The organism is Devosia sp. SL43 (assembly GCF_021729885.1).
Lineage (GTDB): Bacteria > Pseudomonadota > Alphaproteobacteria > Rhizobiales > Devosiaceae > Devosia.
In genome coordinates this window covers 714,043-727,434 of sequence record NZ_CP063401.1, presented here as the reverse complement: position 1 = coordinate 727,434, position 13,392 = coordinate 714,043, and the positions used below count along the sequence as shown (strand labels likewise).

Below are 13,392 nucleotides of genomic sequence, written 5' to 3'. Positions count from 1 at the left end.
AAGGGAACAAGGATCAGGACATGGCAAAGACCAGCTCCATCGAAAAGAACAACAAGCGCGCAGCGCTCGCCAAGCAGTATGCTGGCAAGCGCGCCGCTCTCAAGGCAAAGACCAAGGATCAGTCGATCCCCATGGACGAGCGCTTCGCAGCCCAGCTCAAGCTGGCCGAGCTGCCGCGCAATTCCGCCAAGGTCCGCGTCCGTAACCGTTGCGAAGTCTCGGGTCGTCCCCGCGGCTACTACCGCAAGCTGAAGCTGAGCCGTATCGCTCTGCGTCAGCTGGGTAACCTGGGCCAGATCCCGGGTCTCGTGAAGTCGAGCTGGTAAGGAGAAACCAAGATGAGCTTTTCCGATCCAATCGGCGATATGCTGACCCGTATCCGCAACGCCCAGATGCGTCGCAAGAATTCCGTTTCGACTCCGGCTTCGACCCTGCGTGGTCGGGTGCTGGATGTTCTCCAGTCCGAGGGTTTCATCCGCGGCTACTCGGAGACCAAGTTCGAAAACGGTGCTTCCGAGTACGAGATTGAACTCAAGTATTCGGACAATGAAGGCGTTATCCGCACGATCGAGCGCGTTTCGCGTCCTGGCCGTCGCGTCTACGCCTCCGTCAAGAATATTCCGCAGGTTGCCAATGGCTTGGGTGTTTCGATCCTCTCCACCCCCAAGGGTGTGATGGCCGACCACGAAGCCAAGGCTGCCAACGTTGGTGGCGAGGTACTCTGCCGCGTGTTCTAAGGCTTTGCCTTGGATCCGCGGTAAGACGATTACTCAAGGATTGAACTAGAATGTCACGTACTGGCAAAAAACCGGTTGCACCGGTAAACGGCGTCACAGTCACCATCAATGGTCGCACCGTCACCGCCAAGGGCCCCAAGGGCGAGTTGAGCATCGAGCTCATGGACGTCGTCAATGCCGAGAATGGCGCCGATGGCGTCGTGATCTCGCCGGCGAACGACACCAAGCTGGCTCGCGCTGCCTGGGGTACCACCCGTGCACTGATCCAGAACATGGTCACCGGTGTATCGGCTGGCTTCGAAAAGAAGCTGGCGATCCAGGGCGTTGGCTATCGCGCCGCCATGCAGGGCAAGGATATCAAGCTGTCGCTTGGTTTCAGCCACGAAGTCATCTATCAGGCCCCCCAGGGCATCACGCTTGCCGTACCGGCACCGACGGAAATCGTCATCACCGGTATCGACAAGCAGCAGGTTGGCCAAGTCGCTGCGAACATTCGCGCCTGGCGCAAGCCCGAGCCCTACAAGGGCAAGGGTGTGCGGTACCTTGGCGAGCAAGTGTTCCGCAAAGAAGGCAAGAAGAAGTAAGGAGCGCCACCTATGGCAATTTCTGCAAAAGGTGCGGACCGCCGCAAGGCTCGTGTCCGCAAGGCGCTCAAGGCTCGTGCCTTCGGTCGTCCGCGTCTGTCGGTTTTCCGTTCGGACAAGAATATCTACGCCCAGATCATCGACGACGCGAATGGCCGCACGCTGGCCGCAGCTTCGACGCTCGACAAGGACGTCAAGGCTTCCGTCAAGAATGGCGGTTCGGCTGAAGCAGCTGCCGTCATTGGCAAGCTGATCGCCGAGCGCGGCACCAAGGCGGGCGTCGCCGAGGTGATCTTCGATCGTGGCGCATACATCTATCATGGCCGTGTGAAGGCCCTTGCAGACGCTGCCCGTGAGGGCGGCCTGCAGTTCTAGGCACGGACAAGGAAAGAAACATTATGAGCAGAGACGTTCAAGAACGCGACAGCGAATTCGTCGATCGCCTGGTCCACATCAACCGTGTGGCCAAGGTCGTCAAGGGTGGCCGTCGCTTCGGCTTCGCCGCACTGGTTGTGGTCGGTGACCAGAAGGGCCGCGTTGGCTTTGGTCACGGCAAGGCCCGCGAAGTTCCAGAAGCAATCCGCAAGGCTACCGAAGCCGCCAAGCGCACGATGATCCGCGTGCCGCTGCGCGATGCCCGCACGCTGCACCACGACGTGCAGGGTCGCCATGGCGCCGGCAAGGTTATCCTGCGTGCAGCCGTTCCCGGTACCGGCATCATTGCCGGCGGTCCTATGCGCGCCGTGTTCGAAACGCTAGGCATCAACGATATCGTTGCCAAGTCGCAGGGCACTGCCAACCCATACAACATGGTGCGGGCCACCTTCGATGCGCTCAAGCGCGTCGACAGCCCGCGCTCGGTCGCGTCGCGTCGCGGCCTCAAAGTCTCCGAACTGCAGGCTCGCCGCGGCGAAGCCTCGGTCGAAGGCTGATAGCTCAGGTCAGGAGATAAATCATGGCTGAGAAAAAGACCCTTATCGTCAAGCAGATCGGTTCGCCGATCCGGCGTGACAATGTGCAGCGCGCGACCCTGATCGGTCTCGGGCTCAACAAGATGAACAAAGAGCGCGAGCTTATTGATACGCCCGAGGTTCGCGGCATGATCAACAAGATCCCGCACCTCGTCCGCGTCGTCGGCGAATAAGAGAGAAGGCGATCAAATGACTCGTTTGAACGAACTTCGCGACAATCCCGGCGCCAACAAGGTCCGTATCCGCGTTGGTCGCGGCATCGGCTCCGGCAAGGGCAAGACCGGCGGTCGCGGCGGCAAGGGCCAGACGGCACGCTCGGGCGTGGCGATCAACGGCTTCGAAGGCGGCCAGATGCCCCTTCACATGCGTATGCCAAAGCGCGGCTTCAATGCTCTCAATCCAGGTGACTGGAACGAGGTCCGCATCGACCGCATCCAGGCTTACATCGACTCCGGCAAGCTTGACATCAAGGGTGTCATCGACGCTGAGGCGCTGATCGCCGCTCGCGTCATCCGTCGCGTCAAGGACGGCGTCCGCCTGATCGGTTCGGCTGGCTTCACCGCCAAGAAGGTCACCTTCAAGGTGAACTACGCAACGGCCGGTGCAACTGCAGCTATTGAATCTGCTGGCGGCAAGCTCGATATCATCCCGGCCAAGGCGCCGTGGAAGAAGACCCCATACGCCGGTTAATCACCGGGAACGGCGCACCCGGCCCATTGGTCGGGTGCGCTTTTTTGGTTTGTTGCGTTGGGACAAGTGGATGCATCCGCTGCCAGCGCTCCGAGCGCACCTGGCCTTGAAGCCATAGGGAGCGATACATGGCGTCCGCAGCCGAACAGCTCGCACGTAATCTCAATTTCTCGACGTTTTCCAAGGCGAAAGCCCTGCAGCAGCGCATCTGGTTCACACTGGGCGCGCTGCTTGTCTATCGTCTGGGTACTTTCATTCCGGTTCCGGGCATCGATCCCGATGCGTTCCGCGCGACGTTCGAACAGTCGCAGCAGGGCATTATCGGCATGTTCAACATGTTCGCCGGTGGCGCCGTCGAGCGCATGGCGATCTTTGCGCTGAACCTTATTCCCTACATCACCGCCTCGATCGTGGTTCAGGTCATCGCGACCGCATCGCCGCGCCTGGAAGCCCTCAAGAAAGAGGGTGAGGCCGGCCGTCGCAAGATGAACCAGTACACCCGTTATCTGGCGGTCGTGTTCTGCGCCGTGCAGGCCTATGGCATTGCCGTTGGTCTGGAAGCGAGCCAGGGCGTCGTGCTCAATCCGGGCTGGTTCTTCCGCGTCTCGACCGTGATTACCCTGGTGGGTGGCACGATGTTCCTGATGTGGCTGGGCGAGCAGATCACCTCGCGCGGTGTCGGCAACGGCATTTCGTTGATCATCTTTGCCGGTATCGTCGCTAACCTGCCGACCACGATCGTCCAGACTCTGGAACTGGCCCGCACCGGTGCCTTGCCGCCGTTGGCCGTGTTCGGTGTGCTGGTGCTTGCTCTAGTGGTGATTGCGGGGATCGTGTTCTTCGAGCGCGCTCAGCGCCGCTTGCTGATCCAATATCCGAAGCGCCAGGTCGGCAACAAGATGTTCCAGGGCGACAGCTCGCATCTGCCGCTCAAGCTGAATACCTCCGGCGTTATCCCGGTGATTTTCGGTTCGTCGCTGCTGCTGCTGCCGGCCACCATTGCGTCCTTTGCGGCGCAGGGTAACGCGCCGGTCTGGCTGCAGACGGTCACGGCCTTGCTGGGCCGCGGTCAGCCGCTCTATCTGGCGCTGTTCGCGTTCTTCATCATCTTCTTCGCCTTCTTCTATACGGCGATCGTGTTCAATCCGCAGGAAACCGCTGACAATCTCAAGCGCTCCGGCGGCTTCATTCCGGGCATTCGTCCGGGTGAACGCACCGCGCAGCACATCGACTACGTGCTGACGCGCATCACGGTTGTCGGCGCTCTCTACCTGACGGTGGTGGCATTGATCCCCGAGATTGTGCACAACCAGCTGGCGGTCAGCCAGTTCATTGGCGGCACCTCGCTGCTGATCATGGTGACTGTGACCCTCGACACCGTGTCGCAGATACAATCGCACCTGATCGCGCAACAATACGAGGGGCTCGTGAAGAAGTCCCGTCTTGGAGGAGGCAAGCGTCGATGAGGTTGATTTTGCTCGGACCGCCGGGAGCGGGGAAGGGGACTCAGGCCAAGCTGTTGGTCGAGGCCTACGGCATCCCCCAGCTTTCGACTGGTGACATCCTCCGCTTGGCGATCCAGAACCGGACGCCGCTGGGGTTGGCTGCCAAGGAAGTCATGGATCGCGGCGATCTGGTGTCCAACGATATCGTCAACGGTATCGTGTCGGAGCGCCTCGACGCAGAGGACTGCAAGCCGGGTTTCATCCTTGACGGTTTCCCGCGCACGATCGGCCAGGCCGAAGCGCTCGATGGGATGCTGGCGGAAAAGGGCATCAAACTCGACGCCGTGATCGAGATGACAGCCGATGCCGATGTCCTTGTGTCGCGTGTCATCAACCGCGCCAAGGAGAGCAACCGCCCGGATGACAATCCGGAGGTGATCCGCAAGCGCCTCGATGTCTACAAGAACGACACCGCACCGCTGGTGGATTACTACCGCGCGCGTGGCCTGGTGAAGACCGTCGACGGCATGGAGCCGGTCGAGCAAGTGACTGCAGCCATCAAGGCCGCGATCACGCACTAGAATTTGGGGGCTTGACTTCGCGGTTGACTCCGCGGAATCGAGCCCTTAAAGAACCGCTTCAGTCTCATGGATTATTGGGCTGGATTCGGTTCCTCAGGAAGTTGGGGGTCGAATTCGGTCCCTTGTTGTTATAAGGGCGCCAGCCGTGATGGTTCGCGCCAACTGAAGGAGAGCAGACGTGGCACGTATTGCTGGCGTCAATATCCCGACCAATAAGCGCGTCGTTATCGCGCTGCAGTATATCCACGGGATCGGCGACAAGTTCGCCGAGGATATCTGCACCAAGGTTGGCATTCCTGCCGATCGTCGCGTCAACGAACTGACCGACGCGGAAGTCATCCAGATCCGTGAGACCATCGACCGCGACTACGTCGTGGAAGGTGACCTTCGCCGCAACGTGGCGATGAACATCAAGCGGCTCATGGATCTCGGGAACTACCGTGGCCTGCGCCACCGTCGCGGCCTCCCGGTCCGTGGCCAGCGCACCCACACCAATGCCCGCACCCGCAAGGGTCCGGCCAAGCCGATCGCCGGCAAGAAGAAGTAAGAACCCGTCTCGGGTTCTTCGATGTAGCTGCTGGGGCATCTCGCTAACGGCAGCGCTGATATCGTCTAGAGGAATACAATGGCTAAAGCTGAAGTCGCGCGCGTCAAGCGCAAGGAACGCAAGAACATCACGTCGGGCGTTGCCCACGTGAATGCTTCGTTCAACAATACCATGGTCACCATCGCCGACATGCAGGGCAACACGATTTCGTGGTCCTCGTCGGGTGTCATGGGTTTCAAGGGCTCGCGCAAGTCGACCCCTTATGCAGCCCAGGTTGCTGCTGAAGATGCTGCCAAGAAGGCTCAGGAACACGGCATGAAGACCCTTGAGGTCGAAGTGCGTGGCCCGGGTTCGGGTCGTGAATCGGCGCTGCGTGCTCTCCAGGCCGCCGGTTTCAACGTGACCTCGATCCGTGACGTGACCTCGATCCCGCACAATGGCTGCCGCCCGCGCAAGCGGCGCCGCGTCTAATTTAGACAGACTAGAAAGTCTCCCGGCCGATTGAATGGGCCGGGAGTCTTATTGCGTTTGCGGCGGAGCGGCTCGGGCTGGAGCCGCGATTTTGAAAGGACATAACCGTGACGATCCAGAGGAACTGGCAAGAACTGATCAAGCCGACCAAGCTGGAGATTGTTTCGGGCAGCGACAACGCGCGCGTGGCCTCGGTAGTTGCCGAGCCGCTTGAGCGCGGTTACGGGCTTACCCTTGGTAACGCCCTGCGTCGCGTGCTGCTGTCGTCGCTCCAGGGCGCGGCAGTGACTGCAATCCAGATTGACGGCATCCTGCATGAATTCTCGTCGCTTCCGGGCGTGCGGGAAGACATTACCGACCTCGTCCTCAACGTGAAGGAAATTGCGCTGAAGATGGGTGGCGAAGGCCCGAAGCGTCTTGCTCTGTCCCGTCAGGGTCCGGGCGCCGTGACGGCCGGCGACATCAAGGTCACCGGCGATATCGAAGTGCTGAACCCCGAGCTGGTGATCTGCCACCTCGACGACGGCGCCGAGATCAACATCGAGTTCACCGTCGATACCGGCAAGGGTTACGTTGCCGCCGACAAGAACCGTCCTGAAGACGCGCCGATCGGTTTCATCCCGGTCGACTCGCTGTTCTCGCCGGTTCGTCGTGTGAGCTACAAGGTCGATGCGACCCGTGCGGGCGAAAGCCTCGACAAGGACAAGTTGACCCTGCAGGTCGAGACCAACGGCGCGATCTCGCCGGAAGACGCCGTGGCCTATGCCGCGCGCATCCTCCAGGATCAGCTGTCGGTTTTCGTGAATTTCGAAGAGCCCAGCAAGGAAAAGGCCCAGGATTCGGTTCCCGAACTGGCCTTCAACCCGGCGCTGCTCAAGAAGGTCGACGAGCTCGAACTGTCAGTCCGCTCGGCCAACTGCCTCAAGAACGACAACATCGTCTATATCGGCGACCTCATCCAGAAGACGGAAGCCGAGATGCTGCGGACGCCGAATTTCGGCCGCAAGTCGCTCAACGAAATCAAGGAAGTCCTGGCACAGATGGGGCTTCATCTCGGAATGGACGTTGCCAACTGGCCACCCGAGAATATCGATGACCTCGCCAAGCGCTACGAAGATCATTATTGATCGCGCGCTGCCAAGCACTTTAGGAGACAACCATGCGCCACGGTAATTCAGGCCGCAAACTCAACCGGACTGCCAGCCACCGCAAGGCAATGTTCGCCAATATGTCGGCCGCGCTGATCAAGCACGAGCAGATCGTTACCACCCTGCCCAAGGCGAAGGATCTGCGTCCGATCGTCGAGAAGCTGATCACCCTCGGCAAGCGCGGCGACCTGCACGCTCGTCGTCAGGCGATTGCCCAGATCCGTGACGAAGGTCAGGTGGCGAAGCTCTTCGCCGTGCTTGGCCCGCGCTACAAGGAACGTCAGGGCGGCTATATCCGCATCATGAAGGCTGGCTTCCGCTACGGCGACAATGCCCCGCTGGCCGTGATCGAGTTCGTCGATCGCGACGTCAACGCCAAGGGCCTCGACAGCGGCCCGGTGCAGGCGCGCGACGAGGACGAATACGAAGCCGCGTAAGCGGGGTCTCTATTCGGATAGACATTTCAGGGCGGCTGCGGTTCATTCCGTGGCCGCCCTTTTGTTTTGGCGCGTGGGGACTGAAATGCGAACTGGTCAGGTTCTGGTTACGGGTGCGAGTGGCTTTGTCGGCAAATGGACCGTCATCGAGTTGCTGCGCGCGGGCTTCAGCGTTCGCGGTACGGTCCGGTCCGAGGCCAAGGCCGAGGCGGTGCGGGCGGCGGTAAGGGCCGAGCTGGGAGAGGATATTCTCTACAAGCTCACCTTCGCCAAGCTCGACTTGATGCGCGATCACGGTTGGCTGGAGGCCATGCTGCGGATCAACGCCATCTGCCACGTGGCGGCCCAGATTCTCGCAGAGGAGCCCAAGGACCCGCAGAAGGTGATCGGTCCTGCTGTGGAAGGCACGGAACGCGTGATGCGCTTCGCCACCCTGGCCGGGGTCAAGCGCATCGTCATGACCTCATCGATCGCCACTGTCGGCTATGGTCACGGCCATACCATTGGCAAGCGCATCTATACCGAGGAACACTTCACCAACCTCGACGCCATGAAGTTCACCTGGGCCTATTGCATCGGCAAGACCAAGGCCGAGCGCGCTGCCTGGGCCTATGCCCGCTCTGAAGAGCTGGATCTGACGACAATCCATCCCGGCGCCATTCTTGGACCGGCGCTCGACGATGACGCCAGCATCTCGCTGGGCATGGTCACCGGTCTGCTTGATGGCGCCATGCCGGCTTTGCCCAGCAACGGCTTCTCGATTATCGACGTCAGGGACGTGGCGGCGATGCATGTCGCGGCGCTGCAGCAGCCGGCATCCGTCGGCCATCGCTATCTGGCGACATCGGACTATGTGCCATTCCCGCAAGTGGGGCGCATTCTCGCCGAGGCGTACCCCGATCGCCAGATCACCCAGAAGATCGTGCCCGACTGGATCATCAAGCTGCTCGCCCGCTTCGGCGGCCCGACGCGCCAGATCATCAACGACATCGGTAACGAGAAGCATTATTCGCGCGACAAGGGCGAAAAGCTGTTGGGGCGGCCGTTTATCTCGGGCCAGGACGCGATTTTGGCATCAGCGGAGAGCGCTGTGCGGCTTGGACTGCTTAACCCCAAGCAGGGGTAGCGTTGTGGCTAGGACAGCCCCCATGCGCGATGCAATGATTTGACCTCACCCATCGAGCTACAAAACACCCGAGGAAGCTCTGTCGCTTCCACCATCTGGCGATAGCGCGCTGCATTGCGTCTTGACGCGATGGCGACCCAGTGGATCATCGACCACTTGATGCTGTCCTTGTTGCCTGCGAGCGCCCCGGGTCGATAGCGCTGAAACAAGGTGCGGTTGAAATAGCGGCCCAGCCGCAGCCAGTGATTGTCGTCCAGGACAATTGCCCCGGTTGCCCGCGCCAGTCGCTCTTCGACCAGTGCGCTGTAGTTGCCGTCCATCACCCATGCATCGCCGGCTATGGCCTCGCGCTGCAGCGCGTGAAACTCGTCTCTGGGGCGGGGTACCCAGTCGGTATTGGGGGTGTGGTGCAACTGATCGAGATGTACCACCGGGACGCCGAGCTTGCGCGCCAGGGCTTCGGCCAGCGTTGATTTGCCGGCATTGGATGGCCCGAAGATGACGATGCGACGGCCGAGATCCGCCAGGGGAAGGACAGGGTGCATTTCAGTTCCGATATGTCTTGGAGGGATCGGGGTGGAAAGGCTGGTCTGGCAGAGACGAAAATCCCCGCCGAAGCGGGGATTGTGGTGCTTGAGTGGTAGTCCGCTTACTCCGGCTGCTGGTCCTTGCCGGTATAGCCTTCCTCGACCCAGAACTGGTCACGGCGGTCGAAGCCGTTGAAGGGGGTCAGCGAGGCCTGGGTATAGGCGCCCATCAGGCCGAATTCGATCCAGTCGTCTTCGTCGATATCGGCCGGTAGCGTGAAGACCTGTGGCAGCACGTCATAGCTGTCGCAGGTGGGGCCCCAGATGGTGAATTCGGAGAATTCCTGGTTGTTGTCATGCACGCGCGGGCCGCGCCAGACGCGCACCGGTGGGGTGAAGTGCATGAACTTGACCTCCATCAGGCTGCCATAGGCGCCGTCATTGACATAGACCGACTGACCGCCGCGCTGATGCTTGACGCGGAGGAGGAGGGACGTCGATGACGTGACAAGCGCACGGCCGGGCTCGATGATGAGCTCGGGCTTGTTCTTGTCGCCGAAATGGTCGGTCACGGCCTGCGAGATGGTCTCGAAATAATAATCCATCGGCGGCGCTTCGCTGGTCGGGTAGGGGGCCGGATAGCCACCGCCGATATTGAGGCGCTTGAGCTCGATCTTGCTCTCTTCGACGATGCGAGAGGCTGCCGCGATGTGGCGCTCATAGGCATAGGCGTCTTCGCACTGGCTGCCGACGTGGAAGCACAAGCTGGGCGTGAAGCCCATTGCATCGACGGCGCTGACGATTTCCGCCGCGCCCTGTTCCATCACGCCGAACTTGATGCCGAAGTCATAGGACTTGAGCGCCTTGCCGGCCTTGAAACGGGTGGTCACTTCGACATCGCGAGAGGGCGACACCACGGCAGCGAGCTGGTCGAGCTGCTGGGGGTGGTCGATGGTGAAGCTACGGACGCCGAACTCTTCGTAGGCGCGCTCGATCTCGCGCTTGTTCTTGATCGGGTTGTTGTAGTGCATCGCCGCGCCAGGGGCATTGTCGCGCACCAGCTCCATCTCGGTGTTGGAGGCGACGTCGAACGCCTTCAAACCTTCGCGATGCAGCTGGGCGATGATGTGCGGGGATGGGTTGCACTTGACGGCATAGGTCAGCAGCCCGTCGAAGCCCTTCCGGAAGACCTTCGTGGCCTTGTGAAGCTCGCGCTCGGAGAACAGGAATGCCGGGAAATCCGGCTCTTCCGCCGCAATCAGTGCGGAGGTGTTCGGATAGACGTGCTTCGGCTCGGTGGTCATTGGACGACTGGCCTTTCGGGGCTGGGATGCAAGAAAAAGGAGCGCTGCATATAGGGCCATGCGACCCCTCACGCAAACAATTATTTGGACGGCAATTGCGACGTCTGCGTGACGCCATTTTCACGCCGGAACCCGGGCGTTTCACACTGCCTCCAACCGCGCCCGGAAGATCATCCTGCAGCGCGATGGGCGGGTGACGCGCTGTATCGGCAGCGGCTGGGCCAATCGGCGCGTTCAGGGTGCGTACATCCACGCGGCGTTACGCGTGCATGTCAGGATCAGGGACTGCGCCCTGCGGAGAACACCCAATGAAGCCGATCGCCATTGTCATCGCCGTCGTAGCCCTCATGCAGCCGGCCATGGCCGAGGACCAGACGACCGTCTATGTCAACGAATTTGGCGAGATCACTCGGGTGGTCCCGCCTGACGCGCCACAATACCTGCGCTACGAATACCAGCCGGTTCAATGCGTTACGACTCCATGCCCGAACTATTTCGTGCTGGCCGCCGAAAGTCCGGCGGCCGATGGCGTCGTTATCTGGAGCGACGAGGTGCCACCCGAGATTGTCGCGTCCAAGAAGATCATCGCCGCAATGAACGATCCCACTGACGGCCCGACCTGCTGGGTCATCCGCGGTGACCTCATCATTGAGGAGGAAGGCACGACGCTCCACGTCGATGAGCTAGTGGACAGTTGCTACTGACTAGTCCGCCACGATGGTGACAGGCGGCAAGTCCATCACGGCCAGTTCCTGGATCGAGGTTTCGCGCCAGCTTGTCAGCCCCTCAAGGAACTGGGTGGCGCCATCCTCGCCATAGCCGCGACGGCTGATGGCAAACAGGGTCAGGCCCGAACCGTCCGCCGTGGGCGAGTAGCGATAGGCATTCCACTCGACGATAATCTCGCCGCTGCTGGTGTCGCTAATCAGGAAATCGAGGATCAGCTCGCCGGTCGCCTCGTTGGAGATCATGTCGTAATTGATCACGGGGTCGCCATTGGCCTTGCGCTCGTCCAGCCCGGCAATCATCCCTGCCGCCGCGCTTTCCGGATCCTGGCCCTCGGTCAGCACGTCGATCATGAACATCTCGACATAGGCTTCCACGACCTGGCCGGCCGGCACGTATTCCTGCTTGTAATAGGCAGGTGCTGGGTGGCTGGTCCAGGCCAGCTCGAAATCGGTGCCTTCGAAGGTGATCGGGCCGGGGATGTCGAGATAGTCCTCAATGTCCTGTGCCATGGCCGGTGCAGCCAATCCGAATGAGACAACGACGGCGGCGGCGAGGCGAAGCATCGACATAGACATGACCCTGACTTGCAATGGAGAGAGTAGAGCCTAGAACATCGAAGCTGTCGATTGGCTGAACGGCCCTGGCTCCTCTGGTTCAGGTGACACCGCACGCGTTCAAGGTGTAAGTCAAATCTCCAATCCGCTAGAATCCACTCATGTCCGACCTCTTCGCCGCCGATCCCACCGACAACGACACTGCACGCCCGCTGGCCGACCAGCTGCGGCCGCGTTCGCTTGACGAGGTCATCGGCCAGACCCACCTGCTTGGCCCTGATGGCACCCTGCGCCGGATGATCGCCACTGGCCGGCTCGGCTCGCTGATCCTGTGGGGACCGCCCGGAACCGGCAAGACCACGGTAGCGCGGCTGCTGGCCGACCAGATCGACTATACGTTCGTGCAGATATCGGCTGTCTTCTCGGGCGTGGCTGACCTCAAGAAGGTATTCGAGAAGGCCCGCTTCGAGCGCCTCAGTGGCCACAAGACGCTGCTGTTTGTCGATGAAATCCATCGTTTCAACCGGGCGCAGCAGGATGGCTTCCTGCCGGTGATGGAAGACGGCACCATCGTTCTGGTTGGCGCTACTACAGAAAATCCCTCCTTCGAACTCAATGCGGCGCTGCTCTCCCGCAGCCAGGTGCTGCGGTTCGAGTCGCTTGGCCCCGAAGACCTCGAAAAGCTGGTGCAGCGCGCCGAGGAACTGACCGGAGCTGCGCTCCCTTTGGAGCCTGAGGCCCGTACCACTCTGCTGACTCTCGCCGACGGCGACGGCCGGGCTTTGCTAGGCCTGGTTGAAGAAGTGCTCGCTTCTGCCAAGCCGGACGAAATCCTCGATGCGGCTGGCCTCCTGACGGTCGTGCAGCGCCGCGCGCCGATCTACGACAAGGCGCAGGACGGCCACTACAATCTCATCTCGGCCCTGCACAAGACTATCCGCGGCTCCGATCCCGACGCCGCGCTCTATTATTTCGCCCGCATGCTCGACGCCGGCGAGGATCCCCTGTTCCTCGCCCGCCGGCTGATCCGCATGGCGGTGGAGGATATCGGGCTGGCCGATCCGCAGGCTCTGCCGCAAGCGGTGGCGGGGCGCGATGCCTTCCAGATGCTGGGCTCGCCCGAGGGCGAGCTGGCGCTGGCGCAGGTCGTCGTCTATCTTGCGCTCGCTCCCAAATCCAATGCCGTCTACACGGCCTACAAGGGCGCCGTGAGCGTCGCCAAGTCCACCGGCTCACCCATGCCGCCCATGGTCATCCTAAACGCCCCCACCAAGCTCATGAAGGGCTCTGGCTATGGCGACGGCTATATCTACGACCACGACACGCCCGAGGCCTTCTCCGGCCAGGAGTATTTTCCCGAGAAGATCGGCCGCCAGAAATTCTATGAGCCGGTGGAGCGAGGCTTCGAGCGGGACTTGAAGAAGCGTATCGATTATTTCGAACGGCTAAGGGCAGCCAAGCGGGAGTCTGAGGGGCAATAGATCCGCCCATCCGCCTGGCAGCGAGGGCTAAGAGTGGAGTTCACCCTCCCCCATGCGGGG

At 61.2% G+C, this 13,392-nt stretch carries 19 protein-coding genes; 16 read left to right on the top strand and 3 right to left on the bottom strand.

Features of this window, described 5'->3' with window-relative positions; translation table 11 throughout:
- Positions 1 to 20 precede the first annotated feature (20 nt).
- The 14 genes from rpsN to IM737_RS03525 all read left to right on the top strand — a co-directional run bounded on the left by rpsN (position 21) and on the right by IM737_RS03525 (position 8,737).
- Positions 21 to 326: a 30S ribosomal protein S14 gene (gene rpsN, locus IM737_RS03590; RefSeq protein WP_236898401.1), complete on the top strand. Its 306-nt coding sequence runs from the start codon at positions 21 to 23 to the stop codon at positions 324 to 326.
- Between the two features lie 12 nt (positions 327 to 338).
- On the top strand, positions 339 to 737 hold the full coding sequence (rpsH, locus tag IM737_RS03585; protein WP_201653384.1) for a 30S ribosomal protein S8: 399 nt from the start codon (positions 339 to 341) through the stop codon (positions 735 to 737).
- Positions 738 to 787: 50 nt separating this feature from the next.
- Positions 788 to 1,321 (top strand): 50S ribosomal protein L6, encoded by a 534-nt coding sequence (rplF, locus tag IM737_RS03580; protein WP_236898399.1) that lies wholly within the window; start codon positions 788 to 790, stop codon positions 1,319 to 1,321.
- Between the two features lie 12 nt (positions 1,322 to 1,333).
- Positions 1,334 to 1,696 carry a 50S ribosomal protein L18 gene (gene rplR / locus IM737_RS03575; protein WP_236898397.1) on the top strand — a complete coding sequence of 121 codons (363 nt, stop codon included), beginning with the start codon at positions 1,334 to 1,336 and terminating at the stop codon, positions 1,694 to 1,696.
- A 23-nt stretch (positions 1,697 to 1,719) separates the two neighbouring features.
- Positions 1,720 to 2,253, top strand: coding sequence for a 30S ribosomal protein S5 (gene rpsE, locus IM737_RS03570; protein ID WP_236898395.1), 534 nt, complete (start codon positions 1,720 to 1,722; stop codon positions 2,251 to 2,253).
- 23 nt (positions 2,254 to 2,276) lie between these two features.
- Positions 2,277 to 2,465 (top strand): 50S ribosomal protein L30, encoded by a 189-nt coding sequence (gene rpmD, locus IM737_RS03565; protein ID WP_236898393.1) that lies wholly within the window; start codon positions 2,277 to 2,279, stop codon positions 2,463 to 2,465.
- 16 nt (positions 2,466 to 2,481) lie between these two features.
- On the top strand, positions 2,482 to 2,982 hold the full coding sequence (gene rplO, locus IM737_RS03560; RefSeq protein ID WP_236898391.1) for a 50S ribosomal protein L15: 501 nt from the start codon (positions 2,482 to 2,484) through the stop codon (positions 2,980 to 2,982).
- 128 nt (positions 2,983 to 3,110) lie between these two features.
- Positions 3,111 to 4,448, top strand: a complete 1,338-nt coding sequence (secY, locus tag IM737_RS03555; RefSeq protein WP_236898389.1) for a preprotein translocase subunit SecY — start codon at positions 3,111 to 3,113, stop codon at positions 4,446 to 4,448.
- Positions 4,445 to 5,008 (top strand): adenylate kinase, encoded by a 564-nt coding sequence (locus IM737_RS03550; protein ID WP_236898387.1) that lies wholly within the window; start codon positions 4,445 to 4,447, stop codon positions 5,006 to 5,008. The genes secY and IM737_RS03550 overlap by 4 nt, the downstream gene beginning before the upstream one ends.
- Before the next feature lie 178 nt (positions 5,009 to 5,186).
- The gene (gene rpsM / locus IM737_RS03545; RefSeq protein ID WP_236898385.1) at positions 5,187 to 5,555 is read left to right on the top strand and encodes a 30S ribosomal protein S13; all 369 of its coding nucleotides are present in this window, start codon (positions 5,187 to 5,189) and stop codon (positions 5,553 to 5,555) included.
- Between the two features lie 78 nt (positions 5,556 to 5,633).
- Positions 5,634 to 6,026, top strand: a complete 393-nt coding sequence (gene rpsK / locus IM737_RS03540) for a 30S ribosomal protein S11 (RefSeq protein ID WP_201653410.1) — start codon at positions 5,634 to 5,636, stop codon at positions 6,024 to 6,026.
- 101 nt (positions 6,027 to 6,127) lie between these two features.
- Positions 6,128 to 7,153: a DNA-directed RNA polymerase subunit alpha gene (locus tag IM737_RS03535; protein ID WP_236899851.1), complete on the top strand. Its 1,026-nt coding sequence runs from the start codon at positions 6,128 to 6,130 to the stop codon at positions 7,151 to 7,153.
- A gap of 32 nt (positions 7,154 to 7,185) precedes the next feature.
- Positions 7,186 to 7,611 carry a 50S ribosomal protein L17 gene (gene rplQ, locus IM737_RS03530; protein ID WP_236898384.1) on the top strand — a complete coding sequence of 142 codons (426 nt, stop codon included), beginning with the start codon at positions 7,186 to 7,188 and terminating at the stop codon, positions 7,609 to 7,611.
- An 85-nt stretch (positions 7,612 to 7,696) separates the two neighbouring features.
- Complete coding sequence (locus IM737_RS03525; RefSeq protein WP_236898383.1) at positions 7,697 to 8,737, top strand: NAD-dependent epimerase/dehydratase family protein; 1,041 nt, start codon at positions 7,697 to 7,699, stop codon at positions 8,735 to 8,737.
- 8 nt (positions 8,738 to 8,745) lie between these two features.
- Here the strand turns inward: IM737_RS03525 and IM737_RS03520 are convergent, their stop codons facing one another.
- Positions 8,746 to 9,282: an AAA family ATPase gene (locus IM737_RS03520; protein WP_236898382.1), complete on the bottom strand. Its 537-nt coding sequence runs from the start codon at positions 9,280 to 9,282 to the stop codon at positions 8,746 to 8,748.
- Between the two features lie 104 nt (positions 9,283 to 9,386).
- Positions 9,387 to 10,568, bottom strand: coding sequence for a hypothetical protein (locus IM737_RS03515; RefSeq protein ID WP_236898381.1), 1,182 nt, complete (start codon positions 10,566 to 10,568; stop codon positions 9,387 to 9,389).
- A gap of 308 nt (positions 10,569 to 10,876) precedes the next feature.
- Between IM737_RS03515 and IM737_RS03510 the strand changes: the two genes are divergently transcribed.
- Positions 10,877 to 11,272 (top strand): hypothetical protein, encoded by a 396-nt coding sequence (locus IM737_RS03510; RefSeq protein WP_236898380.1) that lies wholly within the window; start codon positions 10,877 to 10,879, stop codon positions 11,270 to 11,272.
- On the opposite strand, the gene IM737_RS03505 is transcribed toward IM737_RS03510, so the two are convergent.
- Positions 11,273 to 11,866, bottom strand: a complete 594-nt coding sequence (locus IM737_RS03505; protein ID WP_236898379.1) for a hypothetical protein — start codon at positions 11,864 to 11,866, stop codon at positions 11,273 to 11,275.
- Between the two features lie 146 nt (positions 11,867 to 12,012).
- Here IM737_RS03505 and IM737_RS03500 point away from each other — a divergent pair, with 146 nt between their 5' ends.
- A complete protein-coding gene (locus tag IM737_RS03500) occupies positions 12,013 to 13,332 on the top strand; it encodes a replication-associated recombination protein A (RefSeq protein ID WP_236898378.1) in 1,320 nt (439 codons plus the stop codon).
- Positions 13,333 to 13,392 lie beyond the last annotated feature (60 nt).

Excerpts from the sequence above, each read along its gene's own strand:
- IM737_RS03510 (WP_236898380.1), top strand. The coding sequence starts at position 10,877 with ATGAAGCCGATCGCCATTGTCATCGCCGTCGTAGCCCTCATGCAGCCG.
- IM737_RS03500 (WP_236898378.1), top strand. The coding sequence starts at position 12,013 with ATGTCCGACCTCTTCGCCGCCGATCCCACCGACAACGACACTGCACGC.
- IM737_RS03525 (WP_236898383.1), top strand. The coding sequence starts at position 7,697 with ATGCGAACTGGTCAGGTTCTGGTTACGGGTGCGAGTGGCTTTGTCGGC.
- rplQ (WP_236898384.1), top strand. The coding sequence starts at position 7,186 with ATGCGCCACGGTAATTCAGGCCGCAAACTCAACCGGACTGCCAGCCAC.
- IM737_RS03550 (WP_236898387.1), top strand. The coding sequence starts at position 4,445 with ATGAGGTTGATTTTGCTCGGACCGCCGGGAGCGGGGAAGGGGACTCAG.
- IM737_RS03515 (WP_236898381.1), bottom strand. The coding sequence starts at position 10,568 with ATGACCACCGAGCCGAAGCACGTCTATCCGAACACCTCCGCACTGATT.
- rpsN (WP_236898401.1), top strand. The coding sequence starts at position 21 with ATGGCAAAGACCAGCTCCATCGAAAAGAACAACAAGCGCGCAGCGCTC.
- rpmD (WP_236898393.1), top strand. The coding sequence starts at position 2,277 with ATGGCTGAGAAAAAGACCCTTATCGTCAAGCAGATCGGTTCGCCGATC.
- IM737_RS03505 (WP_236898379.1), bottom strand. The coding sequence starts at position 11,866 with ATGTCGATGCTTCGCCTCGCCGCCGCCGTCGTTGTCTCATTCGGATTG.
- secY (WP_236898389.1), top strand. The coding sequence starts at position 3,111 with ATGGCGTCCGCAGCCGAACAGCTCGCACGTAATCTCAATTTCTCGACG.
- rpsH (WP_201653384.1), top strand. The coding sequence starts at position 339 with ATGAGCTTTTCCGATCCAATCGGCGATATGCTGACCCGTATCCGCAAC.
- IM737_RS03520 (WP_236898382.1), bottom strand. The coding sequence starts at position 9,282 with ATGCACCCTGTCCTTCCCCTGGCGGATCTCGGCCGTCGCATCGTCATC.
- rplR (WP_236898397.1), top strand. The coding sequence starts at position 1,334 with ATGGCAATTTCTGCAAAAGGTGCGGACCGCCGCAAGGCTCGTGTCCGC.
- rpsE (WP_236898395.1), top strand. The coding sequence starts at position 1,720 with ATGAGCAGAGACGTTCAAGAACGCGACAGCGAATTCGTCGATCGCCTG.
- rpsK (WP_201653410.1), top strand. The coding sequence starts at position 5,634 with ATGGCTAAAGCTGAAGTCGCGCGCGTCAAGCGCAAGGAACGCAAGAAC.
- rplO (WP_236898391.1), top strand. The coding sequence starts at position 2,482 with ATGACTCGTTTGAACGAACTTCGCGACAATCCCGGCGCCAACAAGGTC.
- rplF (WP_236898399.1), top strand. The coding sequence starts at position 788 with ATGTCACGTACTGGCAAAAAACCGGTTGCACCGGTAAACGGCGTCACA.